The sequence below is a fragment of the Planococcus sp. S3-L1 genome, from assembly GCF_030063085.1.
GTDB classification, from domain to species: Bacteria; Bacillota; Bacilli; order Bacillales_A; family Planococcaceae; genus Planococcus; species Planococcus kocurii.
The window spans coordinates 1,748-3,364 of sequence record NZ_JASISN010000040.1 but is presented as its reverse complement, the minus strand read 5'-3'; the positions used below and the strand labels follow the sequence as shown (position 1 = coordinate 3,364).

Sequence of the window (1,617 nt, the reverse complement as noted above, 5' to 3'; positions counted from 1 at the left end):
ACGTAAGAAATGGGATTTGCCTCATTTCACGCCTCACTGCTTGGACGTGCACAACCAACGGCACGCTCTCCTTATCCTTCTGCGTCCCCCCATTGCTCAAACGGCGGGGAGGTGGTACAGGAATATCAACCTGTTGTCCATCGTCTACGCCTATCGGCCTCGACTTAGGTCCCGACTAACCCTGAGCGGACGAGCCTTCCTCAGGAAACCTTAGGCATTCGGTGGACGGGATTCTCACCCGTCTTTCGTTACTCATACCGGCATTCTCACTTCTAAGCGCTCCACCAGTCCTTCCGGTCTGACTTCAACGCCCTTAGAACGCTCTCCTACCACGGATCTCTAACGAGATCCATCCACAGCTTCGGTAATCCGTTTAGCCCCGGTACATTTTCGGCGCAGTGTCACTCGACCAGTGAGCTATTACGCACTCTTTAAATGATGGCTGCTTCTAAGCCAACATCCTGGTTGTCTAAGCAACGCCACATCCTTTTCCACTTAACGGATATTTGGGGACCTTAGCTGGTGGTCTGGGCTGTTTCCCTCTTGACTACGGATCTTATCACTCGCAGTCTGACTCCCAAGCATAAATCACTGGCATTCGGAGTTTGTCTGAATTCGGTAACCCGGGATGGGCCCCTAGTCCAAACAGTGCTCTACCTCCAGGATTCTCAATCTTGAGGCTAGCCCTAAAGCTATTTCGGAGAGAACCAGCTATCTCCAGGTTCGATTGGAATTTCTCCGCTACCCACACCTCATCCCCGCACTTTTCAACGTGCGTGGGTTCGGGCCTCCAGTAAGTGTTACCTTACCTTCACCCTGGACATGGGTAGATCACCTGGTTTCGGGTCTACAACTGCATACTCTGTCGCCCTATTCAGACTCGCTTTCGCTGCGGCTCCGCCTTCTCAGCTTAACCTTGCATGCAATCGTAACTCGCCGGTTCATTCTACAAAAGGCACGCCATCACCCATTAACGGGCTTTGACTACTTGTAGGCACACGGTTTCAGGATCTATTTCACTCCCCTTCCGGGGTGCTTTTCACCTTTCCCTCACGGTACTGGTTCACTATCGGTCACTAGGAAGTATTTAGCCTTGGGAGATGGTCCTCCCAGATTCCGACGGAATTTCACGTGTTCCGCCGTACTCAGGATCCACTCTGGAGGGATAGGGTTTTCGGCTACGGGGCTGTTACCCGCTGCGGCGGACCGTTCCAGGTCGCTTCGCCTAATCCTATCTTTTGTAACTCCGTATAGAGTGTCCTACAACCCCAAGAGGCAAGCCTCTTGGTTTGGGCTGATCCCGTTTCGCTCGCCGCTACTCAGGGAATCGCATTTGCTTTCTCTTCCTCCAGGTACTTAGATGTTTCAGTTCCCTGGGTCTGCCTTCTCATGTGCTATAGATTCACACATGGATACTACCCGATTAAAGGCAGTGGGTTCCCCCATTCGGAAATCTCCGGATCACAGCTCACTTACAGCTCCCCGAAGCATATCGGTGTTAGTGCCGTCCTTCTTCGGCTCCTAGTGCCAAGGCATCCACCGTGCGCCCTTTCTAACTTAACCACTGGTTAATTAAAAAGTTGTGACGAAATCGTCACGCGTACTTGAATTACTTGC

The 1,617-nt window shown here is 52.0% G+C and carries 1 rRNA gene (running past one end of the window); it reads right to left on the bottom strand.

Going from position 1 to position 1,617, the window contains the following annotated elements:
* Positions 1-1,563, bottom strand: a 23S ribosomal RNA gene (locus tag QMF37_RS18025) (it extends 1,452 nt beyond the left edge of the window).
* Between the last annotated feature and the right edge of the window lie 54 nt (positions 1,564-1,617).